Source organism: Dyadobacter alkalitolerans DSM 23607 (assembly GCF_000428845.1).
Taxonomy (GTDB): Bacteria; Bacteroidota; Bacteroidia; order Cytophagales; family Spirosomataceae; genus Dyadobacter; species Dyadobacter alkalitolerans.
Genome location: NZ_AUAS01000004.1, coordinates 222,834 through 247,019 on the forward strand (window position 1 = coordinate 222,834; position 24,186 = coordinate 247,019).

Here is a 24,186-nt window from a genome sequence, read left to right on the forward strand (position 1 = left end):
CCTGCGGCGCCAGTTAATATGGATCAGTCAACATTCCTTTTTAGCAGCGGGATAACCTTGGTGCCGATCAGTTCAATGGAACGCATTAGCTGCTGGTGCGTAAGTCCTGCGTTATCCATTTGAAACGTAAACCGGTCGACACCACCCAGTGCCTTGCTATGGTTAAGCAACTTTTCCGCCACTTTTTCCGGTCCGCCAACAACCAGAACGCCCCGGGGCGCGATCAGTGCGTCGAATTGCCGTCTGGTAACAGGTGGCCAGCCTCTTTCTCGGCCTAGCTTGGTCCAGAGTTCGGCATAACCCGGATAATATTCATCGATGGCTTGCTCGTCCGTAGCGGCCACATAGCCCGGTGAATGTAACCCAACTCTCAATTGATCCGGCCTGAAACCTGCCCTGTGACCTTCTTCACGATACAGATCGATCAACGGACGGAAGCGCTCCGTTTCGCCGCCAATGATAGCAACCATTAACGGCAAACCCAATCTCCCCGCTCTGGCGAATGATTCGGGCGTGCCGCCTACACCCAGCCATACAGGCAATTTTTCTTGAAGCGATCTTGGATAAACAGGTTGATTATTTAAAGCCGGCCTGAACTTGCCTGACCATGTGACGAATTCGTTGTCCCGAATTTTCAGCAAGAGATCCAGTTTTTCTTTAAACAGTGCATCGTAATCATTGAGGTTGAATCCAAAAAGCGGATAGGCATCAATTGCTGAGCCACGACCTACCACGAGCTCTGCCCGCCCTTTTGAAATGAGGTCCAGCGTGGCGAAACTCTGATAAACCCGGACAGGGTCGGACGTGCTTAGAACGGTTACAGCGCTGGTAAGGCGAATATTTTTCGTTCTGGCGGCAGCTGCGGCCAGGATTACGGCAGGGGCCGAATCCAGAAATTCTTTTTTATGATGTTCACCAATGCCGAAGACGTCCAGTCCGGACTGATCTGCCATTGAGATCCTATCCAGTAACTGCTCCATTGCGTCCACGCCTTCGAGGGCATCGCTGCCGTACATGGCGGATGCGAAACTATCAATTCCAATTTCCATTTTATTTAACTTATGTTTGAAAGCGTAGCAAAGGTATTGTTGTTAACCCAAAGATAACGCGTTTGTCTTACGGCAGCAGGAACTTTTAAAGCCGGATAATCTGTCTAAGATGAAAATGACTCTGAAAGAAACTTATGAAAAAAATAGGATTTTTATCATTCGGGCATTGGTCTAACCATCCGGCATATAACGCCCGAACTGCGAGCGATACATTGCTTCAATCCATTGATCTGGCTGTTGCGGCCGAGGAGATCGGTTTAGACGGTGCTTATTTTCGGGTACATCATTTTGCATCTCAGTTAGCATCGCCTTTCCCCTTGCTTTCGGCCATTGGTGCCAAAACAAGCAAGATCGAAATCGGAACAGGCGTTATTGACATGCGTTATGAAAACCCGCTCTATATGGTTGAAGATGCAGGCGCTGCGGATCTCATTTCCGAAGGGCGATTGCAACTGGGCATCAGCAGAGGATCGCCGGAGCAGGTGATCGACGGCTGGCGCTATTTCGGATATGAACCCGCTGACGGAGAAACCGACGCAGAAATGGGACGTCGCAAAGCACTTGAATTTCTGGAAAGGCTGAATGGTGTGGGATTCGCACAGCCTAATCCTTACCCGATGTTCCCGAACCCGCCGGGCTTACTGCGTCTGGAACCTTACTCCGAAGGTTTGCGCGAGCGTATCTGGTGGGGTGCGGCTTCTAATGCGACTGCCGTATGGGCTGCGGAAAACGGGATGTATCTGCAAAGTTCAACATTGAAATACGATGAAGGCGGCAAGCCGTTTCACGTACAGCAAGCGGAGCAGATCAGGTTATACAAAGAAGCCTGGAAAAAAGCGGGTCACAAACGGGAACCCAGGGTTTCTGTGAGCCGGTCGATTTTTGCATTGATGAACGATCAGGACCGCATGTACTTCGGGCAGGAAAATCGCGACCGTGATAAGATTGGAATGATTGAGCAAGACAAACGCGCCATTTTCGGCAGAAGTTACGCCGCGGAGCCGGATAAGCTCATCAAAGAACTGGCACAGGACGAAGCGCTTCAGGAAGCCGACACAATCCTTTTAACCATTCCGAATACACTTGGAGTGGATTATAATGTGCATGTGCTGTCATCGATTCTGGCGCACGTCGCACCAGGGTTGGGATGGCGATGAAAGTAGGTAAAGCTCACATTGAATTGTCTTAAAATCCTTTTATTATGAATCGCAAAATATTGATCGTTACCGGTGATGGTGGCGAAAGTTATGAAACCCTCTATGCTCTTCACCGCTTTCAGGAAGAAGGTGACATTGCCGTGATCGCCGCCCCAAGCAAGCGAAGGCTCAATCTGGTAATGCACGATTTTGAGATCGGTTGGGATACATATGTGGAGCGCCCTGGTTACTGTCTGGCTTCGGACCTGACGATTGAGGATGTTGTAGTGAACGACTACGATGCCATTCTGCTGCTGGGAGGCCGTGCCCCGGAATACCTGCGCAACCATGCGGCGTTGCTGGAAGTGGTTCGCGAGTTTGACAGACAGGGAAAATGGGTCTTCGCCATCTGCCACGGCATACAAATCCTGGTTACGGCCGGATTAGCCAAGGACCGGACCCTCACCGCTTATGAACACGTGCGGACTGAAATTGAAATGGGTGGCGGCACTTACTCAACGCTGGAAGCTGTGCGCGACGGCAACATTGTAACGGGCCAAACCTGGCAATCGCACCCGGATTTTTATCGCGAAGTTTTCACCTGTTTCAAAGAAGTGGAGGAGGTGCAAGCGTAGTATCATGGAAACGACAAATAGTAATCCGCTTTTATGCGATATAGAATCAGGCGTTTGTGAAATGCCTGATTCTTCTTCAGAAACAGCCGTGCAAACGGAAGTTGCTACTCATAAACCAGTTAAAGTCATTTATTTTACCGACCCGATTTGCTCTTCCTGCTGGGGCATTGAGCCTCAGCTGCGTAAGCTGAAATTGGAGTATGGGGATTATTTTGAGATCGATTACCGCATGGGCGGCCTGCTGCCAGATTGGAGTTACAACAGCGGCGGGATCAGTAAACCTTCCGACGTGGCCCATCATTGGGATGAGGTAAGCCGGCATTATGACATGCCTATCGATGGGGACGTGTGGCTGGAAGACCCACTCAATTCGTCCTATCCGCCATCCATTGCATTTAAGGCAGCCCAATTGCAAGGTCACGACAAGGCCATTCACTTCCTCCGGTTGTCGAGAGAAATGCTTTTTTTGGAAAAGAAAAATATTGCAAAATGGGAACATATGGCAGCGGCAGCAGAAAAGGCCGGTCTCAATGTTGAACAGTTTGAGATTGATTACAATGGTGAAGCCAAAGGTTTGTTTGAAGAGGATTTACAATTAGCAGTCCAACTGGGCGTCAGAGGTTTCCCGACCATGTTCTTCGTTGACAGCGAGGGTAACCAGGAAAAAGTCTATGGCACCAAACCTTACGCTGTATACGAAGATGCGTTGCTAAAACAATTCCCCGCCGCATCCAAAAAGACCATTGATTCGGACTGGCAAAAGCTTTTCGTCAAATACAACACGCTGACTGCAAGAGAGTTTTCTGAACTATCTGAAATGCCGCGGGAGCAGACCGGGCAGTTCCTCCAAACATTGGTCAAGTCCGGAAAATTAGATGAGGTGGTCACCAAGAATGGTTCGCTATGGCGTATATTGGGCCCGCACGGCTTATAAACACCAAAAGTATAATGTTATAAAAGACACCATCAGGTATGTTGGCCTTCATCCGGTTGTTCATCATTTTCATTTTTGCATTTCCATCGGTGAGTCTGTCACAGGATTTGTATAGCCGTTCATTTGGTGACAGAAAAGCGCATCCTGTCCTATTTCTGCATGGCGGCCCAGGCAGCAGCAGCGTCTTTTTTGAAGCCACTACGGCTCAGTTACTTGCTGACAGAGGATTTTACGTCATAGTGTATGACCGCCGGGGAGAAGGTCGGTCTGCTGATGCAAATGCGAAAATGAATTTTAATGAAGCTTTTGATGACCTGAAATGGATTTACAAGCATTATAATTTGAAAAAGGCTTCTTTGCTTGCTTTCAGCTTTGGCGGTTTAGTTGCTGCGCAATTTGCTCAAAAGCATCCCGACATGGTGAAATCACTGACATTATGCAGCGCATTGGTGTCACAGCAAAAATCCTATGATACAATTCTTCGCGCTGCGGGAGCCATTTATGAGAACAAAAAAGACTTCTCAAACTTAAACGAGCTCGCCTCCATTGCTAAGATGGATACAAACTCGCTAGCCTATCGAACATTGGTTTTCAAACACGCCTCAGCGAACGGATTCTTCAACCTGAAAGAGCCAAACGAACGTGCAAAGACCATTTACGACACTTACAAAACTAACCCACTGATCACCGGATACATAAAAAACGAGCGCGCCGTATCAACATTCTGGGAGCACGAACCTAAGCACAACATCGACGTTACGCCGCAACTGAAATATTTACACCTAAAAGGACTCCCAATATTTGCATTATACGGAAAACAAGACGGACTCTATTCAACTGATCAGATTTCTGAACTTAGCGTTATGATCGGAGCTGATCATGTTAGATATCTCGATAATTGCTCGCATACATTGTTTATTGATCAGCAGGAGGCGTTTTTAGATGCGATGGAATCGTGGGTAGGGTCGGTTAGGTAAGTGTGAATGAAGACCAGTGATCCCTATTTAAATCCGCCGGGATATTTCATTCTTGGATCAGCCAAGCCGTTTTTTCCATTGCTTCTTCATCTGTGCATACTCCTCGTTACATTCTGCCTGCTTCCATTTAGCGTAAAATACGGCGGCGGCTTCTGCTTTTTCCTGTTGTCCGGTGCCTTTTTCGAGGGGTTCGTAGTCTTTTTCTTTGTCGTATTTTTTGCCGCCTTTGTAATTGGCGTAGCGCCGGGCCCTGGTAAATCCCATCTGTAAATATTTGCGGGCCATATCGGCTCCTACAAAATCCTGATCATCCAGATAGGCCAGAAAAAGATCATAAATCTTGCTGCTGCTTTCTTCGGCAATCGCCTTCGTTTTGAAGCGCCAGAACTGCCCGATTTCAAATTTGTAAGGTTCGCAGATCAGCACGCCCTGTTCGCCTTTACCAATGCGGTAAAGTTCAGGATGCTTTTTGTAGTCAATATCAGGCTTCCACTCGTAGGCTTGCTTATCGAAATGAAGGTAGGACGGTTTTTCGGTCATAACTGCTTGGTAATGCGTTCCAGGTCGGCCTTTGTGGTGATGGTTTGCTTGATCTAGCTCATTACTTACATTATATATAGTACCTAACAATTAGCTGGCAATATACAAAAGTTTATGTACGGCCGTAACTTTGCTTTAAATCGACGAATCATTGGAATAGGGATATAGAAGTTTCGCCCGAACAGCGCTTCGTTGCATTGCAAAATGTAAATTATATAATTGAAAATCTTAGTATGGAATCACAGAAAGAAACGAATCTAATTGCGCGCGGTTATGGAATGGTTGGAAGAATTGACCTGATAATATTGGCTGTGGATGATCACAGTAATATATAGAGAGAGAAACTGGCCTTCACGAAACAATCTTTACGCCTGTTGTTTATGCAGGACATTGGCAGGCTGGAATATTAACCCTTATATGAAAGAATTCTATTTAGAACCGCCCGTATTTACCGTCGACAATACCATTGAAGATGGTGGCTATTTAACTGTGACAGGTGAAATCACTTTGAAGGCTGCAAATGGGACCTATAACCATTATGATTATTGCGACATCTGGCGCTTCGAAAGTGGGAAAATTGCGGAATTGAAAGCTTTTGTTATAGAAAAGAAATCATCCAGGCTGGAAATCCCTGTTTGAGAGGTCCCGGATTTTGGGCGTTGCAACTAAAAATTATTTGGGGCCGCGCACCTTTTCCAATAGTCAATCATCACTTTAATCGTTGCCTTAATTTCATCGTATTCGCCTGGCTTGACAAAAAATCCCTGTGCAGATGTACTATATGCGTCGATAACGACCTGCCGGTTGATCGCTGTGGTAAAGTAAACGTAGGGAATGCACTTAAGGCTAAGTTCTGCATCGGTTTGGACCTTTCTTCTAAGCTCCAATCCATTTAACTGTGGCAGGTTGATATCTGAAATAATAATAAAAGGCAGGTCTTTGCTGGTATAAAGATAATCCAATGCCGACTGGCCATCCGTAAAATACATTCGTTGATTAGGGTATCCTAATTCACCGAAAACTTCTTCCAATACGAATTTGTCGTCAGGGTCATCTTCTATAATGACAATTGGGCCATTTTTATCCATTTGTTAATAAGTTTAGTGTAGATTAAATACCTACTTACGCAGCTTGTCTTTTTAAGTCAATTACACATAAGATTACCTTCAGACAGGTAGGTAATTAGTTAACGCCTGGTTGCTTGATTGAGAAAAACATTGTGCCACCTCCAATAACTTTCTGTACCTTAAAGCAATATTTATTTGATGATGTGGTCTTCGCAGTCAGCATCCTGCACCTTACCTTAACTTCTTAATGAATCCAATTGAACCAAATCACATCGTTGCCATCGGCGCATCAGCCGGAGGACTGGATGAGCTGATTTCTTTTTTTGAGAATACACCCCTTGATGGTGTTGCCTACATTGTAGTCCAGCATTTATCCGCTGATTACGAAAGCAGATTGGCAGAAGTCTTGTCCCGGTACAGCAAGCTGACCATGGTTCAGGCAGTAGAAGGGACGGGCATTGTGTCTAACTTTGTTTACGTGATCCCCGGAGATAAGTTTATGACCATTAAAAGGGGACACTTACATTTAAGTGATAAAACCAACGTGCGTGGCCCGCACATGACCATTAATACCTTCTTATCTTCCCTTGCCGCTGACTACGGCTCCAAGGCGATTGGCGTCATCCTGTCGGGCCTGGGCTCTGATGGCAGCGATGGCGTTAAAGCAATTAAGAAGGCAGGCGGGATGGTGATTGCGCGAAACCCGGAAACCACCGAATTCAACAGCATGCCTTCCAATGCAATCGCCACGGGAATGGTGGACTCTATTGTGGAGCCCGCGGCGATGCCTGGCGCCATTGAAGAATATGTTAAGCGGGAAATTGAATTACTGGCTTCCAGCATCTCTGATGGAGAAAACATGGCTGGTTTGATCGAGCTTATCAGCCAGCAGCTTCCACTGGATTTCTCAGATTACAAGCAGTCTACTATACTGCGCCGGATTAAAAGAAGGGCGGCCTATAACAATTTTGAACACCTGGAAGCTTACCTGGAATTCGCCAAAGGTTCCCCTGACGAAATAGATGCGCTTGCCAAAGATTTCCTGATTAGCGTGACTGCTTTTTTTAGGGACACCGAAGCATTTGAGGCGCTGGAAAAACGGGTGGTTCCTTCTATCATTAAAGGTCTTTCCACTGGTCAGGAAATGAGGATATGGGTTACTGGCTGCGCAACCGGCGAAGAAGCTTACTCGATGGCTATCCTGGTGCGGGAGCTTTTGGGGGAAAAGATTCAAGCTCATGATGTAAAAATCTTTGCTACCGATATTGACACTGCTGCCCTGGCGCATGCTGGCAAAGGCATTTACACTGCTGCTGTGGTGGCCCAAATGCCGCAATCCTACCTGGAAAAGTACTTTGTGCAGGAAGGGGAAGATTACAAGGTAACTGCTGCTCTACGGAAAATGGTCATTTTCTCCAGGCATGATTTGGTGAAAAATCCTCCCTACTGCAATATGCACCTGATCAGCTGCCGCAATTTGCTGATCTATATGACCCCGACCCTGCAGCAGAAAATTTATCACATGCTTCTTTTCGGACTTAAACCAGACGGTTACCTGTTTCTGGGGTCCAGTGAGAACCCGTCGCCGATATTAAAGAGTCTGAAAGTCATTGATAAAAATGCTAAGATCTATAAGAAACTAGATGCTATCCCATCAGTAAACTTTGAGACATTTACCCTGCCTGAATATACCTACCATAAGCCGACCAGCTTAGGGGTTTCTCAGCCGGAAACAAATAAGATCCCCGACCGCACGCTGGATGGGGCAATCCATGAAACGATCCTTATCGAAGAGCAGCGCTTGCTTATTTGCGTTGATGAAAACAACAGGGTGCTTAAATCCTATGGCGCCACCGGCAGGTTCCTGGTTCAGAAGATCTTAACATCGGATCTGACCGAGCTTCTGCCCGGCCCCTTAAACATTGCCTTCAAAACAGCCTGCAAAAAAGTCAGCGAAACCCTTAAAAAAGCAGTGATCACAGGGGTGCATGTCCAGCAAGGACAGGAAACGATCAAAGTAAATCTGTCGGTTAGCCCGATGGTCTTTAAAGGCCGGCCCAACGGGTTTTTAGTTGTACAGTTCACCCAGGACGAGGGTTCCGGCCTCCCAGCAGGGGCAATGCAGTTTGACGAGAAGCTTTATCTGGACGATTATACCAATTTTTTGGAGCAAGAAAACAAAGATCTGAAAGAGCAACTGACCGCTGCCAGCGAAAAGCTGTTTGCACTCAACGAGAACATGCAGTCTTTTAATGAAGAGCTGCTTTCGGCTAACGAGGAGATGCAGAGCACCAATGAGGAAATGCAATCGATTAATGAAGAGCTGCACACGATCAATGCCGATTACCAGTTGAAGAACCGGGAGCTATTAGAGCTTAACGATGATCTGAACAATTATTTTAAGAGCAATATCAATGGTCAGCTCTTTGTCAGCTCGGATCTTCGGCTGATGCGGTTTTCACCTGGGACCGTCCGGCATATTAACTTGCTTGAAAGCGATATTGGACGTCCTATCAGTAATATCTCGACTAATTTCAGGTTTGAAACCCTTTCTGATGACATAACACACGTCCTGGACAACGGTTATCCTATTACCCGGGAAGTACAGTCTAATGATGGAAAATGGTACCAGGTTATGACCATGCCCTATATCCAGCAGCTTGGCAATAAAAGGACTGGTGCCATCATTACCTTCAATGATATTACTAGTCTGAAAGAGATACAACACCAGCTGGACAAAAAGAATGAAATCCTGACCCGCATCAACGGCGACCTGGACAATTTTGTACATACGGCATCTCATGACCTGCTAGGGCCGCTGAGTAATATAGGTGTAAGTATCGGCCTATTGACTGAAATGCGTGCAGACGACGAAGAGCTGAGGCCGATTCTAAACATCATTGGCAATTCAGTAAATAAGTTCGGAGCCCTGATTAAGGACATTGGTACAGTAGCTAAAATTGAAGACCAGGCCCTTTTGACTGAGATGGTTGATATGAATGAAATTCTGGAAAGCATCCTGTGGAGCCTGGGCGATAAGATCAAGCAGACCGGCGCCGTAATCACAAGCGATTTAAAAGTCGGCCAAATCCTTTTTTCTAAAAAGAACCTGAGAAGCATCTTGTTTAACCTGGTTTCCAACGCGATCAAGTACCGATCAGAAGAAACGCCTGTGGTCACGATCCAAACTTCGAGTGTACGTGAATTCACTGCCCTGACTGTCCAGGATAACGGGACTGGGATGGCCGAAGGCGACATTGATAAAATCTTCCATAAGTACCACAGGCTCCAAACTGACCATGAAGGGCAGGGCATCGGGCTTTACCTGGCTAAAAAGATAATCGATGCTGCCGGTGGCAGTATCCGGGTGGAAAGTACTCCGGGTAAGGGAAGCAAGTTTGTGATCTATTTCCCGGTAGCGGGGCTGCAATGATAGTCAGCTAATGAGTGCTACGGTTTACCAAGATCATTTACGCTTTATCACCAAATTACTATGGCAAAAAACAAACTTGCCCTGTTAGGAAAAGTTGTAGTCATCGGTACGTCTGCCGGCGGCCTTAGTGCATTAAAAACACTAATCAATCAACTGCAAGAAGATTTTCCAGCGCCGATACTGGTTGTCCAGCATATTTCAGCTGACGCGACGGGGAGCGTTCTTTTGGATGTGCTTAACAAGCAGACTAATATCCACTGTGAGCATGCCGTAAATGGGGAAATCCTTAAAAACGGACATTTGTACCTGGCACCTTCTGATCACCATTTGATGATCGGTGACGACCAAGAGATCCTTGTCACCAAAGGCGCGCAGGAAAACCGCTCGCGTCCAGCGATTGATCCATTGTTCCGCTCGGCTGCTGTTGTTTTTGGCAGCAACGTAATTGGGATCTTGTTAACAGGCTATCTGGATGATGGCACAGCCGGGATGATCGCTATCAAGCGGTGCGGCGGGACGTGCATAGTTCAAGATCCGGCAGATGCAGAATATCCTGATATGCCTGCCAATGCCATCAAACAGGTTGATGTTGATTTTTGCTTGCCCCTTATGGAAATGGGCGGTTTACTGTATCAGCTCCTGGCGGCAAAACCGGGAAAAAGTAAGCCTGTTCCCCAGGATATAATGATCGAAGCAAAGATTGCCAAACGCGTGTTAAGCGATTTACCGGCTGTTAATTCCCTCGGAGACCAGGTGCCCTTCAATTGTCCGGGGTGTGGTGGTGTTTTATGGAAAGTGGATAGAGGCCCCTTAACGCGTTACCGCTGCCACACAGGCCACGCTTATACTGCGCAAGCCTTAATCGCCGAGCAAACTTTGAAAATTGAAGAGACGATGTGGACAGCCCTTCGCATGTTTGAGGAAAGGAGAAATCTTTTAACCACTTTTGCCAAAGAACAGAGTGGGGCAATCAAAAGATCGGCGCTCGAAAGAGCAGAACTGTCCCAGGTACACATTGATCGGATTAAAGCAATCCTGCTTGCCGATGACAAGGGGACTGCTCAGGATACACCCACTTAATGCACGTTTTTCAGTACTTAATATAAGATCAGAGCAAGAAACAGTTATGAATAAAAAAGGACCTATTGTAATTATAGAAGATGACATGGATGATCAGGATATCCTGTCTGAGATCTTCAAAGAACTGAATTATAAGAATGAACTGGTTTTCTTTGGGGACGGAGTACAAGCTTTGGAGTACTTGACACACATAGATATTGAACCTTTTCTTGTCCTTTCTGACATAAACATGCCAAAATTAAATGGGATGGAATTATATGAAAAAATTCATAACAACGAAGATTTGAGGTTGAAATCCATCCCATATCTTTTCTTTTCTACAAGTGCAGAACAAGAGCATGTGATCAATGCTTATTCAAGGATTCTTTATCAAGCCAAGTAATTACGATAAATTGAAAAAAATGATAGTAAAAATTGTAGAGTACTGGCAAGAATGTGAATCACCTAACTATATCAAAAATGCTCAATAGCGAATTTCTTATATAGTGTAATTTATAAGCATTCATATCCAGCCAATTTGTTTGCTCGCAGGCACGGCGGCTAAATATTGCTTGCCTTACTTTCGCCACCAAAGTAAGGCTACCGGGTACCACCTTTACAACTGAGGGCACCTATTTCACCTCATGCTTAACATAAAAGTCCTGCATAGAAGCTATCGTACCCGATCAACAAGACCGATGGTGTTTGGGCAATGTGCTTGTCTATAAAGAATAGGCCCCGACCGCCTCCTTGCCTTCAAGGGAATCGGCTTGTCCACCCGCTGCCAATTTAATCATCGGTGTAGTTATTACAATATCATCAGAATAATGTTCAAGAATCCGATCCAAATCGTGGGAATCTAGACGACATGAAAGTTCCTATCATCGAATGCATAGTTTGCTCTGGTTAAATAGGAGTCCGTGACGAGATAAGGAAATTTAACCAGCTCGGCAGTGTCCGAGGGTTCAGCCATTCTTCCTAAGGGAACATCGCCTTAACCGTATACGATTAGTAATCACCTTAATTGCCTCAAGTCTTGGATTTGCCAAACGAGATGGCCGTTTGAACAAAGTAATTTACGGCTTTTGAACAAAGTCTGGCATTCATATGCTGGGTAAATTTGTAACATACTTTTAAACAATAAAAAGATGTACAAATTAAAAAATGTATTAATTACCGGAGCAGCGGGTGGTTTTGGAACTGTTATTATCGAAGATTTATTGACGGAGGGTTATACTGTGACGGGTGCAATGCGCGATGCAACGGGTAGAAACAAGCAGGCGGCTGAAAACTTAAAAAAGAAGGGTGTATTTGTTATTGAAATAGATGTCACCAATGATTCAAGCGTGATAACCGGCGTTAGTGAAGCTGCCGCGCAAATGGGTAGCATCGATATTCTAATCAATAATGCTGGATTAGGGGCTGGAGGAATACAGGAAGGATTTACTGCTGATGACTGGAAGAAAGTATTTGAGGTCAATGTTTTCGGCGTGCAACGTATGACCCGAGCGGTTTTGCCTTTCATGAAAAAACAGGAGCATGGGCTCCTCATGCTCATATCAAGCCTTAGTGCAAGGCTTTCAGTACCTTTTCAAGGACCTTATAGCCCTTCCAAATGGGCAGCGGAAGCATTAGCTGAAAGCTATCGGATGGAAGTATCCAATCTCGGCATTGAAAGTTGCATTGTTGAACCGGGAGCGTTTCCGACGCATTTTATTGGCTCTCTACTCCAACCAAGCGAAAAGGAGCGGTCGCTGGATTATGGCGCAATAAAGGAACTGCCGGCTGCCTTGTTAGCGTCAATAGAAAGTGTATTTGAAGCCAATCCCGATCAGAAGCCAGAGCTTGTTTCCAAAGCCATCATGGCGCTTATCAAAATGCCGCACGGAACTCGTCCGATGCGTACTGAAGTTGATCGGATGTTTATGGGAGACCTGGTTGCGCCCTTGAATCAGCAACTGGCGACGGCTAATGAAAAACTATACGAGGCTTTTCAAATGGCTCATTTAGCAAAAGTCAAAAATTAACATTGGGATAGTAACCTGGTTATTTTTTTCTGGCATCAATTGTCGACCGTGATTCAATGTCCTAAGGATAACCAGGCTTACAAGTTCGTGTTCAAGAATCTTTCGCATTTTTCTTATGCTTTTAAAAAGGAGTTCGGTTATGCTCCCAAACAAATAGTTTAAAAATGTGCTTTTGCACTACGACGACATCGAATTCAATGTTGTTAACTGCTTTTCGAAGTCTTCCAGCGATAGATCACCACGGGCAAAACTGATTTCTAGTAAAGCTGCCTTTTTCGATCTTCGTCAAAAGTGAAGGTCTCAATACTCATGTTGTCTTCTCTACATCTTAAATGCACAAGTGTATAAATTTTTGAACAACACACACAGTGTAGAAACACTGATTTGAGGTCGCGATTCCGCCAATTCAGAAACAACAAACCGTAATCCAGAAACATCCTCTTTCAATATTCCCCTGACTTTTGCAATGTAAATTAAAAATCAGAGTATCATACAAAAAGCAATTTTCCTAATGCGTATTTGCATCGAAGCACTGTGTGCTAAACGATGGAAAAGTGAACGTGCGGTAAGCTAGGAGATTCTTTAGACAACATGTTTTTTTATTATATTTATATGACATAACAGTGATTAAATGTTTGAGAAACTAATTAGTTACGTTGAAGCGTATTCAGGCTTACAAGTAAATTGCTCGGAACTGGAATTGATTCAAAGTAAATTTCAAGCAAAAAGCCTACGCAAAAGGCAATACTTTTTAAGAGCAGGTGATGTGTCACAGTACTCTGCGTTCATCACAAAGGGAGCGATGCGCCAGTTTTGCATTGATGAAAAAGGAAACGAGAAAATCGTACAGCTTTATATTGAAAATTACTGGGCGGACGACCGTGCAAGTTTAACTTCACTTGAACCATCGGAGTACAATATTCAAGCGTGGGAAGACACTGAAATGCTAATTATCTCACCCAAAGATATCTATGAGCTCAAAGATAAAATTCCTGCAATAGCACAAATGCTAAGAGTAATGGATGATAGGCACGCTATTGCTTTGCACAAAAGAATAGATTCAATGATTGGCACCACAGCAGAGACGCGGTACCAGGAATTCGAAAGGAAATATCCGCATTTTCTACAACGGTTCCCACAGCATTTCATTGCGTCTTATTTGGGGATAACCAAAGAATCGTTAAGCAGATTGAGAAGACAAAGCTGTTTTTAATGAATAGAGATTTGTTAGACTGCTGTGTCACCCGCCGCAAATAGATATACAACTACTTGTTTTATTGATTTATATCATCGCTTGTGCGATTCTGCGTAGCTATTTTTGTACTATATGCTTAGCGATTTTCGTAAGGAAAAGTTGATTTCCGTTTGATCCACAATGGGCATCCGAAGATATTCAAGCTTGTAAGGTATAATTTGCTACAAAAACAATAATTCATGAAAGCATATTTTTTAAATAGCCCAGGCGATGTAAGTCAGTTGCAAATCTACAATGCGGCCATACCCGAAATCCAACCGACAGAGATACTGGTGCAAGTAAAAGCCATTGGCATTAACCCGGTAGACGTAAAAACCCGGTTAGGTAAAGGTATTTATGGTCGTATCAAAGGCCAAAACCCGTTAATCCTTGGTTGGGATATTTCGGGTGTGGTCATGCAATCCAAAACAACAGCCTTCAGCATTGGCGACGAGGTCTTCGGCATGGTAAATTTCCCAGGACATGGACAAGCTTATGCTGAATATGTGGCCGCACCGGTATCGCAGCTGGCCTTAAAGCCTAGTAACATTTCACATGAAGAAGCTGCTGCCGCTAGCCTGGCCGCCTTAACAGCCTGGCAAGCTTTGGTTAAGCATGCCCAAATAAAACCAGGGCAAAAGGTATTAATCCAGGCTGCCGTAGGTGGTGTAGGTCATTTTGCCGTTCAAATTGCTAAACACCTCGGTGCGCAGGTGACCGGCACATCTTCCGCGAAAAACGAAGCCTTTATCAGGCAGTTGGGCGCTGATGCACACATTGATTACACCAATTATGACTGGGCAAACCACCCGGAAAAATTTGATTTTGTATTGGACGGTGTTGGAGGCAGCGCCATCGATCATTCACTATTGATGACCAAGCCTGGTGGTACCCTGATAAGCATACCGACCGGCTTGAATGAAGCGGTGACTGAAAAGGCAAAATTGCAAGGTGTGAATGGTTATTTTATACTGGTTCAGTCAGATGGAGCAGATATGCAGCAGATCGCAGACTTGTTTAAAAAAGAGATCATCAGGTCTCATGTATCAGCCGTTTTCCCGTTCGAACAAATGGCAGCGGCGCACTCACAGGTTGAAAGTGGCCACACCGTGGGCAAAGTGGTGGTAAAAATCTGACCGGCGAATGGAAAAAGAATTGCGGAATACTTCTGCCGAGGTTGTATTGTCTTGCTTATCAGAATGATATTTAAGAAACGAAGTCATGCTTGATGACCATTGCTTCGTAAGAATAATTTCCGGACAGGTGAAAATCATACAATCGAACACGATCAGGTTATTCGGCCCAGGAGATACAATTCTTTTTCCACGGCGCCAGTTGTCGACCGTCATTCAATATCCCAAGGACGACCAGCCATACAAGTGTGTTTTGATTATGTTCAAAAATGACCGCTTAAAGGATTACTATTCCTGTAATCCTGCTTCCAAATCCACAAGACGTTCACCTGAGGTAAAATCCTACGACAAGCATCCGCTTTTAGAAAGCTACTTTGCATCGCTGTTGCCTTACTTTGATTTACAGGACGAATTACCTGAAAGGCTTTTAACGATCAAGATCGAAGAGGCGCTTACTATTTTAAGGGCTATCGACGAAAGTGTTGACGCATTTTTAGCAGATTTTTCAGACCCTGGCAAAATTGATTTGGCCGGTTTTATGGAACAAAACTATATGTTCAATATGCCTCTGGACAAATTCAGCTATCTCACAGGAAGAAGCCTGACTACATTCAAACGTGATTTTAATAAGATTTATGGAGCCACTCCACAGCGCTGGCTCACAAAGGAACGCCTTAAACTAGCCCATTACCTTCTTTCAAAAAGTAAACAAAAACCGGTCGACGTGTATCGAGAAGTAGGTTTTGAAAACCTTTCGCATTTCTCTTATGCATTTAAAAAGGAGTTCGGTTACGCTCCCAAAGAAATTGTTTGAGAATGTGCGTTTGACTTCCTACGACAGTGAATTCAATATTGATAAGCGTTCCCGCCAATTTGGACACAACTAACCGTAATCTGGGAACATCCCTCTTTTTATATCTTCTGGTTTTTGTATTGTCAATATTAAAATAGAAAATTATGCAGAAAGTAAGTTTCAAAAACAGAACGTGGGATGTCGCGGGCAACCTATATTGCAATTTTCAAAAAAATTGAAGAAGAATATCAGCATATCGACCATCATACACAGGGCGTTATCATAGCGCAAATTGACCTGTTGCTTCAATACAGCAACCGCTTTTACGAAAGACAGTTTATTACCCGAAAAGCGGTAAACGACGATTTGCTAATAAGAACAGAAAGCCTCATTAATGCGTATTTCAATGCTGAGTTAGGTTTAAAAAATGGTGTTCTTAAAGTCGAATATTTAGCGGGCCAACTCAACCTATCTCCCAATTATCTGAGCGACGCGCTACGTTCTCTCACCGGACAAGGCGCACAGCAACACATCCAAGAAAAATTGATAGAAAAAGCAAAAGAGTATCTCGCTTCAAGTAATTTATCGGTTTCCGAAATCGCCTATAACTTGGGCTTCGAGCGTCCGCAATCGTTCAATAAACTGTTTAAAAACAAAACCGACATGTCGCCGTTAGCGTTTAGACAATCATTTAATTGAATGCAGTTTTTAGAGCATTGTAAGAAAATTCGGGCATTCTAAAACCAAATCACTCATGGAAAACACATCTGTTCGTTTTATTAAAGTTAAGGTAAACGGTTTGAACATATTTTACAGGGAAGCAGGCACGCATGATGCGCCAACTGTCCTTTTACTGCACGGGTACCCTACGTCTTCCCATATGTTCAGGAATCGCATATACGAAGGGCTTACCTGATGCAACTTTGAAATTTTACGATACAGGCCATTTTGCTCTTGAAACACACGCGGCGGAGATCGGAGTGGATATACTTGAATTTTTGGATGGTAAATGAACTGTCCGCAACAAATTCGAAATTTAAATTTATGGAAGAGTTCATTAATTACATATTACAGTTTGGAAATTTGAATAAGCAGCAAACAGATTTCATTGTTAGCAAAGCAAAGACGCTGGAACTTCATAAGGAGGATTATTTTTCGGAAGCCGGAAAGATTCCCAGGCTGGTTGGCTTTATTCTTGAAGGTGTCGTTCGGTTCTGCTATTACAATAACAAAGGCGAAGAGATCACTCAATACTTCATTGACGAGAATAATTTTGTTTCAGACCAACAAAGGTTTGAGGCACAAGTGGTAGCATCCGAGTATATACAGGCAGTTACCGATTGTAAGCTGCTTGTTTTTTCAAAGAAGGATTGGGACGAGATTGGAAATACCATTGTTGGCTGGGATGCTATTACAGGTCTGATATTAAAAAATTGTCTATTAAAGACGATTGAAAGAAGGAGTCCGTTGGTTGCAGAAGATGCAACCACCCGATATTTATCGTTCATCGAAAATTTCCCTGGTCTTGTTAATCGTATTCCGCTTTCTCATATCGCTTCATACCTGGGAATTACACAGCAATCGTTAAGCAGGATACGAAAAAACATTCGTTGAAAGTGCTTTTTACCATTTGTTAAATGCTTTACTTTTTTAGATACCGACATTTGTATCATTAATTTAAAGTATAAAACAATGAGCAAAAAAGTCGTATTAATAACAGGGACAAATAGTGGTTTTGGATGGCTTACTGCCACTAGTGTAGCCGCTTTGGGGCATAAAGTTTACGCCACCATGAGAGATACCAACGGAAAGAATGCTGATAAAGCAAGAGCATTGTCACAGGTGGAAAATGTCACCGTTTTAGATGTAACTTTAACAGACGAAACCAGCGTAAAAACTGCTATTGACACCATCATGACCAAAGAAGGGACTATTGATGTATTGGTAAACAATGCTGGCATTGGAATGATGGGCGTGGCAGAAAGTTATTCGGTGGCAGATGTACAGGAAATGTTTGATGTAAACGTAATTGCCCCTTTTAGATTAATAAAACTGGCATTGCCATTCATGCGCAAAAAATCAGAAGGACTGATCATCAATATCACAAGTGGTTTTGGGAGAGTTAGTTTTCCTTTCTCAGTAGTTTATGGTGCTTCAAAATTTGGCTTGGAGGGATTGAGCGAAGGTTTGCATTATGAAGTAAGGCCGTTGGGAATTGATGTAGCAATTTTAGAACCGGGCGCATTTCCTACCGAGATGAGCCAAAAAGCCAGACTTGCTTCGGATGTAGAAACCACCAATGGCTACGAAGAATTATTAGCCGTTTACCCCAATAAAATGGTCGCCGCTGTTGGTCAGCTATTTGAAACTTTCAAACCGAAGCCGCAAGATGTGGCAGATGCAATAGTGGATCTGATCAATTTGCCAAAAGGAGAACGACCATTAAGAACAGTGGTTGATCCCACGACAGGAGAATTTATAAGAAAAGCCAACGAAGCTGTCCGTGTTGAATATTCAAAAGCTTTGACAGCATTTGGGATGGAAGACCTCTTAGCTTAAACTTTCATTGTTGTTAAAATCAGCCCGGGGGATCACTTATTCCCGGGCTGATTTGCTGTAATAATAAACCATACTTCTTTAACTTGGAAGTAACTATTACATGCTAGGATTGCCTCACCAACTGCAATTCAACATTGATAGATATATTATCGCTTACTAGTAGCCCTCCGGTTTCCAAAGCCATATTCCAATTCAATCCCCAATCTTTACGATTAATCGTACCCGTTACCGAGAAGATTGCTTTTTCATTACCCCACGGATCTTTAACGATGCCTCCAAACTCAACCGCAAGTTTCACTTGCTTGCTAACACCTTTTATTGTAAGCTCGCCGTAAATATTATAGTTGCCGCTATTGTCAACAACCTCATAAGTATTTCCAGTAAAATTAATTTCTCTGAAATTCTCAATATCAAAGAAATCGGAATTCCTCAGGTGGTCATCCCTTTGTGCATTGCCCGTATCTATTGAGGCAGGATTGATCCAAAAATCAACCTCAGCAGTCAGAAAATCTTCATTTGTCGTATAGATACTGGCATCATATTCTTTGAAGACTCCTCGTACAGTCGATACCATAAGGTGTTTTAGCTTAAAGCCTACTTCGCTGTGTGTTGGATCGATTACCCATTTAGTCTTGTTTGCTGTTTCCATTTGTAGTTATTTAAATTATATGAATAGATTTTAAACGATGTCCTAGTAGAGAAAGCGCTGATAACTACTACTTCACTTCCGCCAAATACTTATGCACAAAACTTATCGCCATAGATCCTTCACCTACGGCTGAGGCTACGCGATTCATGGCGCCGGCCCTGACGTCGCCTGCGGCAAAAACGCCCGGGCAACTTGTCTCGAGCAGGTACGGATCGCGTTTCTGTTTCCAGATCTTAGGGTAGTCGGTACGGGACGTCAGGTCGCGGCCGGTTTCCAGAAATCCTTTGTCATTTTTGATGATGCCCAGCTCGAGCCAATCGGTAAATGGCTTGGCACCAATGAAGATATAAAGCGCATTCGCCGGGTAAGTATTAACTTTCTGCGTATCAAGGGACAGGATATCAAGGCCTTCCAATTTGTCTGAACCACAGGCAGCGGCAATTTCCACCCTTGGCATTATACGTATGTTATCCTGTGACCCAATCTGATCGATCAGGTAAGCTGACATGGTTGCGGTCAGATCATCTTTGCGGATCAGGATATAAACGTTCTTAGCAAATTTGGACAGGTACATAGCCGCTTGCCCGGCAGAGTTCCCCCCACCAACAATATAAACTTCTTTGTCTTTACAAGCCGTAGCCTCGGTCATGGCGGCCCCGTAATAAATCCCAGCTCCGGTAAATTCAGCAATACCGGCTGTGTCAAGTTTCCGGTAATTGACTCCTGTGGTTATGACCACGCTGCGGGTAATGATTTCTTCGGCGTTATCAAAAATGATCTTTTTATACCCATCCTTTTGCTCAATAGACTGCACTGCCTGAGGCGACAAGAATTCGGTTCCTAGCCGAGTTGCCTGCGTCATCGCTCGGCGGGTTAGTTCAGCACCGCTTAAACCTGTCGGAAAGCCCAGGTAGTTCTCTATGCGTGAACTGGTACCCGCTTGTCCACCCGGAGCACGGCGCTCGATTACCAGGGTCTTTAATCCTTCCGAGGCACCGTAAACACCAGCCGCCAGTCCCGCAGGGCCAGCGCCAATTATCACTACATCATATACATCCTGACGTTTGGCCTGCGGGTTCAAACCAATATTTCTGGCAATTTCCGATAAGCCGGGCTTGGTCAGCAAACTGCCTTCTTCTAGGAATACAACCGGCAGATCGGCTTCGTTCAGGCCATTATTTTCCAATAGTTTTTTTCCTTCCCGATCCGTCTGAATGTCCAGCCACTGGTATGGTACTAGGTTACCGGCCAGGAAATCCTTGATCTCGTGAGAACTTTGAGAATATTGATAACCGATCACCTTGATGCCTTTGAAAACCGGATGATAATCGCATTGCCAATCATGTAGGAGGTCATCTATCACCGGGAACAATTTTTCTTCCGGCGGGTCCCAGGGTTTTACCAGATAGTAGTCCAGTTTCGCTTCATTGATCGCCTTAATTGCCGAATCTTTATCGGAGTAAGCGGTCAGCAACGCACGTTTTGCTTCCGGATAATACTGCATTGCTTTGATCAGGAACTCCACACCCTGCATCTCGGGCATTCGCTGGTCTGACAAAAATAAAGCAACAGCCTCGCCCTTATTGTTTAGTTCCCGCAAGCTATCGAGCGCTTCCTGCACAATTGTTGTGCTCAGAATCCGGTAACGGTCGCGATAATGGCTTTTCAAGTCACGGGTGATCGCTCGTAGCACCTGGGCATCGTCATCTATACAAAATATAATTGGCAGACTCATAAGATCATTTTTATGTGGGCGTTAAGAAAATAATGTTCGTTAGCCATTTCAAAGTGCAAGTAAACCTTGCAGATCCAAGTGCTTGTTGAACATGGTTATTCTTCCATTTTCAACAATCCATTCCTCTTGTGGTCGGTCCCAATAAAGTTCAACGCCGTTTTTGTCAGGGTCATCAAGATATATCGCTTCCGATACGCCGTGGTCTGATGCACCTGTTATTGGATATTTTGCCTGTATCAGCCTTCGCAAAGCTGCAGCAAGATCTTTTCTTTCCGGATATAGAATGGCCGTGTGATATAGACCGGGGGCACGTTCAGGGGCCGGACCACTATCTTTACTGTGCCATGTGTTCAAACCTATATGATGGTGATACCCGCCTGCAGATAGGAATGCGGCCTGATCACCATAGGTATTCATCAGTTGAAAGCCCAGTAAATCGCAGTAAAAATCAAGTGAGCGTTGCAAATCGCTTACTTTTAAATGTACGTGACCTATGCGGGTCTGAGCAGGTATCATATAATTGTCCATAAGATATGATTTGGTAGTGTTCGTAATGATAATTAAACTGCTATTACTGGCCTTTCGATCTTTGTTTCTCATAATCGATCTTGCCGTATTCACCGTTATAAAAATCCCGGTAGGCAATGGCTATGTCGAGCTTTGAGTTCATCACGAACGGCCCCTCAGCGAAGATCGGCTCCTGATACGCTTCTCCGCCGAATAATATGAAATCGCATGCTTTCTGGCATTCGTTTTTCAGCTCGATACTACCTTGTTTTCTGTCAAACTCGACAAAATCGCCGACATTGAATATTTCATCATTGATGACGGCTGGCACTTCGGGAAGGTAGGCGGCGACCTCTATTTCGTCTGCAAATTCGATCGCAAAAAGGGCACCTGCCTCTAAATGGATATGATAAAGGAATTGTTCTGAATAATTGGGTATCACGGAACTAATATCCTCAAATGTCCCCACGATAACTTTGACCCAACTTTTGCCATCCGGCAGGTCTTTGCGTGGGACTTCACTTCCTTCAATGGATAAATAAGCTGGTTTTTCAGCCTTGATTTCTGAGGGCAGATTGATCCAGAACTGGAAAGCATGTACAAGTTTGGAATCACTTTGCGAATCATAATTCAACGTTTCATCATGAATGATCCCATTACCGGCATTCATCCATTGGACCCCTCCGGAATGAACCTTGGCATAGTTCCCCGCGCTGTCAAAATGTTCGTCTTCGCCATTCAATATGTAGCTCAACGTGGCAATGCCCCGGTGCGGGTGTGCACCGGTACCCTCTTTATTAATCTTACTCTGGATCCTTGGCGCGATATGGTCAAGAAATACGAATGGCCCCACCGCGTCGGCATATCGGTTAGGTAGCACTCGGGATATTTCCAGGTAGCCAATATCTGCCCTTTGCCCCTGGGTTGAAAAGCTGCTTTTCTTCTTCATAAAAAACTTACCGTGAACGAATAGAATGTAGGTAAAGGTTGGGATGGTGATAGCCCTATGGCTCTATTTAACCAAAGGGATGACCTGGCTGCCGATCAACTCGATAGACCGCATTAACTGCTGGTGTGTCAGGCCGGCAATGTCCATTTGGAATGTGAACAGGTCGATGCCGCCGAGTGCTTCGCTATGCCTTTTCAGCTTTTCGGCGACCGTTTCCGGTCCGCCGACCACGAGGACACCTTTTTCAGAGGCACCAGCATCGAATTGCGCTTTGGTAACCGGCCCCCAGCCACGTTCCCGGCCTATTTTGGACCATGACTCTATGTACCCGGGTGCATAATCCGCGCTCGCTGACTGATCCGTATCGCCCACGTATCCCGGGGAATGCAGTCCGACTTTAAGCTCCTCTGGCTTGAAACCAGCTTCTTTACCAGACTTTCTGTAAAGATCGACCAGCGGCCTGAAGCTCTCTGTTTGTCCGCCGATGACGGCCACCATCAGCGGAAGCCCCAGCTTACCGGCACGCACAAACGATTGCGCTGTACCGCCTACGCCCACCCACACAGGTAATTTCTGCTGTACAGGGCGAGGATAGACCGGCTGATTATGCAGAGCGGGTCTGAACTTACCCGACCAGGTAACGAATTCCTCATCCCTGAGCTGTAGCAACAATTTTAGTTTTTCACTGAACAGGGCGTCATAATCATCAAGATTATAACCAAACAACGGAAACGCTTCTGTGGCGGAACCCCGGCCAGCAATGATCTCTGCACGTCCCTTGGAAATGATATCCAGTGTTGCGAATTGCTGAAACACCCGCACGGGATCTGAAGTGCTCAGCACGGTTACCGCGCTCATAAGCCTGATCCTTTTTGTGCGGGCAGCAGCAGCGGCAAGTATCACCGCCGGAACTGAATCTAGAAATTCTTTTTTATGATGTTCTCCAATCCCGAAAACATCGAGCCCAGCCTCGTCTGCCGCGACGATCCTGTCTAGCAGTTGCTCCATTGCATCAACGCTATTCAGTTCATTACTTCCGTACATGGCCGATGCGAAACTATCTATCCCTATTTCCATTTTTCTTGTTCTGTTTTTCAGTTTGTATTATTGTTCTCAGTATCCGGTACAAAGTCATTATCAAGACAAGGTATTCGGTGGTGGCCCGCCGGCTGGCCGTGAGTTTGTTGCTGGTAAGGGGATGAATTCGGCTTTATCGGCAGGCGGTAACAGAATGCGACCCTGCTTCCAGTCTTCTTTGGCCTGTTCTATCCTTTCCCTGCGACTCGATACAAAGTTCCACCAGATGTATCGTTCTCCCAGATGCTCACCGCCGAGCATCATCAATGTGGTATGCTCGGCAGCGACGATCACGGGATCGACCCCGTTACTAAATCGGTGCATGATCTCTCCGCTAAACAAATAACTGACAGTAGATAAACCAATATGAGGATGCGGCAGCACATCCAGATCACTATGAATAGCGGTTGGTATACTTACTGGTCCACCATGGTCCATAAAAATAAAAGGCCCGACCATTCGCCTGAGCTGGTAGGGTAAGAGACGCTTAACGACGAAACCGGGGATGATTTCCGCCTGACGTGATGAAATTACGATATCCAGCATATTTTGATCTTGATAAGTAATGACTGTAGAATTAGATGATATAAATGATCCCACCGGCTTAGTGAATTTCGTCTATGAATCAGGCCCAGTATTCATAATTGCACACTTGATGTAAATGGTGCAATTTTAATGATACTATTAGACTGA

25 protein-coding genes are annotated in these 24,186 nt (G+C 44.8%); 16 read left to right on the forward strand and 9 right to left on the reverse strand.

What is annotated here, in order from left to right:
* Positions 1-23 precede the first annotated feature (23 nt).
* A complete protein-coding gene (locus tag G395_RS0109415; RefSeq protein WP_026629820.1) occupies positions 24-1,049 on the reverse strand; it encodes an LLM class flavin-dependent oxidoreductase in 1,026 nt (341 codons plus the stop codon).
* A 134-nt stretch (positions 1,050-1,183) separates the two neighbouring features.
* Here G395_RS0109415 and G395_RS0109420 point away from each other — a divergent pair, with 134 nt between their 5' ends.
* From G395_RS0109420 to G395_RS0109435, 4 genes are read left to right on the forward strand one after another with little or no spacing between them, the layout of a single operon-like run.
* On the forward strand, positions 1,184-2,206 hold the full coding sequence (locus tag G395_RS0109420; protein ID WP_026629821.1) for an LLM class flavin-dependent oxidoreductase: 1,023 nt from the start codon (positions 1,184-1,186) through the stop codon (positions 2,204-2,206).
* A 44-nt stretch (positions 2,207-2,250) separates the two neighbouring features.
* Positions 2,251-2,820: a DJ-1/PfpI family protein gene (locus G395_RS0109425; protein ID WP_026629822.1), complete on the forward strand. Its 570-nt coding sequence runs from the start codon at positions 2,251-2,253 to the stop codon at positions 2,818-2,820.
* Positions 2,821-2,824: 4 nt separating this feature from the next.
* Positions 2,825-3,754 (forward strand): ClpXP adapter SpxH family protein, encoded by a 930-nt coding sequence (locus G395_RS0109430; RefSeq protein ID WP_035360856.1) that lies wholly within the window; start codon positions 2,825-2,827, stop codon positions 3,752-3,754.
* 38 nt (positions 3,755-3,792) lie between these two features.
* Positions 3,793-4,731, forward strand: coding sequence for an alpha/beta fold hydrolase (locus G395_RS0109435; RefSeq protein WP_035360860.1), 939 nt, complete (start codon positions 3,793-3,795; stop codon positions 4,729-4,731).
* A 57-nt stretch (positions 4,732-4,788) separates the two neighbouring features.
* Here the strand turns inward: G395_RS0109435 and G395_RS0109440 are convergent, their stop codons facing one another.
* Positions 4,789-5,271, reverse strand: coding sequence for a DUF4385 domain-containing protein (locus G395_RS0109440; RefSeq protein WP_026629825.1), 483 nt, complete (start codon positions 5,269-5,271; stop codon positions 4,789-4,791).
* Positions 5,272-5,688: 417 nt separating this feature from the next.
* Here G395_RS0109440 and G395_RS29050 point away from each other — a divergent pair, with 417 nt between their 5' ends.
* Positions 5,689-5,910 carry a nuclear transport factor 2 family protein gene (locus tag G395_RS29050; protein WP_211237759.1) on the forward strand — a complete coding sequence of 74 codons (222 nt, stop codon included), beginning with the start codon at positions 5,689-5,691 and terminating at the stop codon, positions 5,908-5,910.
* Between the two features lie 26 nt (positions 5,911-5,936).
* On the opposite strand, the gene G395_RS0109450 is transcribed toward G395_RS29050, so the two are convergent.
* Entirely contained in the window at positions 5,937-6,359 is a 423-nt protein-coding gene (locus G395_RS0109450) for a response regulator (RefSeq protein WP_026629826.1), read from the reverse strand.
* 226 nt (positions 6,360-6,585) lie between these two features.
* On the opposite strand from G395_RS0109450, the gene G395_RS0109455 reads away from it, so the two are divergent.
* From G395_RS0109455 to G395_RS0109505, 11 genes are all read left to right on the forward strand, one after another.
* Complete coding sequence (locus G395_RS0109455) at positions 6,586-9,771, forward strand: CheR family methyltransferase (protein WP_026629827.1); 3,186 nt, start codon at positions 6,586-6,588, stop codon at positions 9,769-9,771.
* Between the two features lie 60 nt (positions 9,772-9,831).
* Complete coding sequence (locus G395_RS0109460; RefSeq protein WP_026629828.1) at positions 9,832-10,851, forward strand: chemotaxis protein CheB; 1,020 nt, start codon at positions 9,832-9,834, stop codon at positions 10,849-10,851.
* A 46-nt stretch (positions 10,852-10,897) separates the two neighbouring features.
* Positions 10,898-11,233 carry a response regulator gene (locus G395_RS29055; protein ID WP_229204113.1) on the forward strand — a complete coding sequence of 112 codons (336 nt, stop codon included), beginning with the start codon at positions 10,898-10,900 and terminating at the stop codon, positions 11,231-11,233.
* Positions 11,234-11,978: 745 nt separating this feature from the next.
* Entirely contained in the window at positions 11,979-12,857 is an 879-nt protein-coding gene (locus G395_RS0109470) for an SDR family NAD(P)-dependent oxidoreductase (RefSeq protein WP_051350089.1), read from the forward strand.
* Positions 12,858-13,488: 631 nt separating this feature from the next.
* Entirely contained in the window at positions 13,489-14,070 is a 582-nt protein-coding gene (locus tag G395_RS0109475) for a Crp/Fnr family transcriptional regulator (RefSeq protein WP_026629830.1), read from the forward strand.
* A gap of 221 nt (positions 14,071-14,291) precedes the next feature.
* On the forward strand, positions 14,292-15,227 hold the full coding sequence (locus tag G395_RS0109480; protein ID WP_026629831.1) for an NADP-dependent oxidoreductase: 936 nt from the start codon (positions 14,292-14,294) through the stop codon (positions 15,225-15,227).
* A gap of 85 nt (positions 15,228-15,312) precedes the next feature.
* The gene (locus tag G395_RS29060) at positions 15,313-16,038 is read left to right on the forward strand and encodes a helix-turn-helix domain-containing protein (protein ID WP_211237760.1); all 726 of its coding nucleotides are present in this window, start codon (positions 15,313-15,315) and stop codon (positions 16,036-16,038) included.
* Between the two features lie 177 nt (positions 16,039-16,215).
* Complete coding sequence (locus tag G395_RS29065) at positions 16,216-16,716, forward strand: helix-turn-helix domain-containing protein (RefSeq protein ID WP_084439527.1); 501 nt, start codon at positions 16,216-16,218, stop codon at positions 16,714-16,716.
* A gap of 55 nt (positions 16,717-16,771) precedes the next feature.
* Positions 16,772-16,933, forward strand: a complete 162-nt coding sequence (locus G395_RS32030; protein ID WP_211237761.1) for an alpha/beta fold hydrolase — start codon at positions 16,772-16,774, stop codon at positions 16,931-16,933.
* A 128-nt stretch (positions 16,934-17,061) separates the two neighbouring features.
* The gene (locus G395_RS0109500; RefSeq protein ID WP_026629833.1) at positions 17,062-17,631 is read left to right on the forward strand and encodes a Crp/Fnr family transcriptional regulator; all 570 of its coding nucleotides are present in this window, start codon (positions 17,062-17,064) and stop codon (positions 17,629-17,631) included.
* Between the two features lie 78 nt (positions 17,632-17,709).
* A complete protein-coding gene (locus G395_RS0109505; protein ID WP_026629834.1) occupies positions 17,710-18,576 on the forward strand; it encodes an SDR family oxidoreductase in 867 nt (288 codons plus the stop codon).
* 103 nt (positions 18,577-18,679) lie between these two features.
* Here the strand turns inward: G395_RS0109505 and G395_RS0109510 are convergent, their stop codons facing one another.
* The 6 genes from G395_RS0109510 to G395_RS0109535 all read right to left on the reverse strand — a co-directional run bounded on the left by G395_RS0109510 (position 18,680) and on the right by G395_RS0109535 (position 24,039).
* A complete protein-coding gene (locus tag G395_RS0109510) occupies positions 18,680-19,225 on the reverse strand; it encodes a YceI family protein (protein WP_026629835.1) in 546 nt (181 codons plus the stop codon).
* 67 nt (positions 19,226-19,292) lie between these two features.
* Positions 19,293-20,960, reverse strand: coding sequence for an NAD(P)/FAD-dependent oxidoreductase (locus tag G395_RS0109515; protein WP_026629836.1), 1,668 nt, complete (start codon positions 20,958-20,960; stop codon positions 19,293-19,295).
* Between the two features lie 48 nt (positions 20,961-21,008).
* Entirely contained in the window at positions 21,009-21,488 is a 480-nt protein-coding gene (locus G395_RS0109520) for a VOC family protein (RefSeq protein WP_026629837.1), read from the reverse strand.
* Positions 21,489-21,531: 43 nt separating this feature from the next.
* Positions 21,532-22,416 carry a pirin family protein gene (locus G395_RS0109525; RefSeq protein ID WP_026629838.1) on the reverse strand — a complete coding sequence of 295 codons (885 nt, stop codon included), beginning with the start codon at positions 22,414-22,416 and terminating at the stop codon, positions 21,532-21,534.
* Positions 22,417-22,479: 63 nt separating this feature from the next.
* Positions 22,480-23,493, reverse strand: coding sequence for an LLM class flavin-dependent oxidoreductase (locus G395_RS0109530; RefSeq protein ID WP_026629839.1), 1,014 nt, complete (start codon positions 23,491-23,493; stop codon positions 22,480-22,482).
* Between the two features lie 60 nt (positions 23,494-23,553).
* Positions 23,554-24,039: a pirin-like C-terminal cupin domain-containing protein gene (locus G395_RS0109535; RefSeq protein WP_026629840.1), complete on the reverse strand. Its 486-nt coding sequence runs from the start codon at positions 24,037-24,039 to the stop codon at positions 23,554-23,556.
* Positions 24,040-24,186 lie beyond the last annotated feature (147 nt).

Excerpts from the sequence above, each read along its gene's own strand:
- G395_RS0109415 (WP_026629820.1), bottom strand. The coding sequence starts at position 1,049 with ATGGAAATTGGAATTGATAGTTTCGCATCCGCCATGTACGGCAGCGAT.
- G395_RS0109420 (WP_026629821.1), top strand. The coding sequence starts at position 1,184 with ATGAAAAAAATAGGATTTTTATCATTCGGGCATTGGTCTAACCATCCG.
- G395_RS0109425 (WP_026629822.1), top strand. The coding sequence starts at position 2,251 with ATGAATCGCAAAATATTGATCGTTACCGGTGATGGTGGCGAAAGTTAT.
- G395_RS0109430 (WP_035360856.1), top strand. The coding sequence starts at position 2,825 with ATGGAAACGACAAATAGTAATCCGCTTTTATGCGATATAGAATCAGGC.
- G395_RS0109435 (WP_035360860.1), top strand. The coding sequence starts at position 3,793 with ATGTTGGCCTTCATCCGGTTGTTCATCATTTTCATTTTTGCATTTCCA.
- G395_RS0109440 (WP_026629825.1), bottom strand. The coding sequence starts at position 5,271 with ATGACCGAAAAACCGTCCTACCTTCATTTCGATAAGCAAGCCTACGAG.
- G395_RS29050 (WP_211237759.1), top strand. The coding sequence starts at position 5,689 with ATGAAAGAATTCTATTTAGAACCGCCCGTATTTACCGTCGACAATACC.
- G395_RS0109450 (WP_026629826.1), bottom strand. The coding sequence starts at position 6,359 with ATGGATAAAAATGGCCCAATTGTCATTATAGAAGATGACCCTGACGAC.
- G395_RS0109455 (WP_026629827.1), top strand. The coding sequence starts at position 6,586 with ATGAATCCAATTGAACCAAATCACATCGTTGCCATCGGCGCATCAGCC.
- G395_RS0109460 (WP_026629828.1), top strand. The coding sequence starts at position 9,832 with ATGGCAAAAAACAAACTTGCCCTGTTAGGAAAAGTTGTAGTCATCGGT.
- G395_RS29055 (WP_229204113.1), top strand. The coding sequence starts at position 10,898 with ATGAATAAAAAAGGACCTATTGTAATTATAGAAGATGACATGGATGAT.
- G395_RS0109470 (WP_051350089.1), top strand. The coding sequence starts at position 11,979 with ATGTACAAATTAAAAAATGTATTAATTACCGGAGCAGCGGGTGGTTTT.
- G395_RS0109475 (WP_026629830.1), top strand. The coding sequence starts at position 13,489 with ATGTTTGAGAAACTAATTAGTTACGTTGAAGCGTATTCAGGCTTACAA.
- G395_RS0109480 (WP_026629831.1), top strand. The coding sequence starts at position 14,292 with ATGAAAGCATATTTTTTAAATAGCCCAGGCGATGTAAGTCAGTTGCAA.
- G395_RS29060 (WP_211237760.1), top strand. The coding sequence starts at position 15,313 with ATGCTTGATGACCATTGCTTCGTAAGAATAATTTCCGGACAGGTGAAA.
- G395_RS29065 (WP_084439527.1), top strand. The coding sequence starts at position 16,216 with ATGTCGCGGGCAACCTATATTGCAATTTTCAAAAAAATTGAAGAAGAA.
- G395_RS32030 (WP_211237761.1), top strand. The coding sequence starts at position 16,772 with ATGGAAAACACATCTGTTCGTTTTATTAAAGTTAAGGTAAACGGTTTG.
- G395_RS0109500 (WP_026629833.1), top strand. The coding sequence starts at position 17,062 with ATGGAAGAGTTCATTAATTACATATTACAGTTTGGAAATTTGAATAAG.
- G395_RS0109505 (WP_026629834.1), top strand. The coding sequence starts at position 17,710 with ATGAGCAAAAAAGTCGTATTAATAACAGGGACAAATAGTGGTTTTGGA.
- G395_RS0109510 (WP_026629835.1), bottom strand. The coding sequence starts at position 19,225 with ATGGAAACAGCAAACAAGACTAAATGGGTAATCGATCCAACACACAGC.
- G395_RS0109515 (WP_026629836.1), bottom strand. The coding sequence starts at position 20,960 with ATGAGTCTGCCAATTATATTTTGTATAGATGACGATGCCCAGGTGCTA.
- G395_RS0109520 (WP_026629837.1), bottom strand. The coding sequence starts at position 21,488 with ATGGACAATTATATGATACCTGCTCAGACCCGCATAGGTCACGTACAT.
- G395_RS0109525 (WP_026629838.1), bottom strand. The coding sequence starts at position 22,416 with ATGAAGAAGAAAAGCAGCTTTTCAACCCAGGGGCAAAGGGCAGATATT.
- G395_RS0109530 (WP_026629839.1), bottom strand. The coding sequence starts at position 23,493 with ATGGAAATAGGGATAGATAGTTTCGCATCGGCCATGTACGGAAGTAAT.
- G395_RS0109535 (WP_026629840.1), bottom strand. The coding sequence starts at position 24,039 with ATGCTGGATATCGTAATTTCATCACGTCAGGCGGAAATCATCCCCGGT.